Annotated in this window: 1 rRNA gene; it reads right to left on the bottom strand. The window is 53.6% G+C overall.

Annotation, left to right across the window (positions count from 1 at the left end):
- Positions 1–384 (bottom strand): 23S ribosomal RNA (locus tag ACUN9Y_RS22225); the annotation flags it as partial.

Below are 384 nucleotides of genomic sequence, written 5' to 3' on the forward strand. Positions count from 1 at the left end.
CCTTGGTCTTCCGGCGGGGGAGTTTTTCACTCCCCTTGTCGTTACTCATGTCAGCATTCGCACTCGTGATACCTCCAGCAGACTTCTCAATCCACCTTCATCGGCTTACACGACGCTCCTCTACCGCGTGTTCGCATCCTTAAAACCACTGTGGTGTCATCCACACTCGTGCCCGAATCGACGTTCGGGACGCGCTTGGTCATGGCGTTGCCATGACAAGCGATAACACGTGCAATGATCTTAAGTGATGCGAACACACCCGTAGCTTCGGTACCTGGTTTGAGCCCCGTTACATCTTCCGCGCAGGCCGACTCGACTAGTGAGCTATTACGCTTTCTTTAAAGGATGGCTGCTTCTAAGCCAACCTCCTAGCTGTCTGAGCCT

The sequence above is a fragment of the Halomonas sp. V046 genome (genome assembly GCF_052645355.1).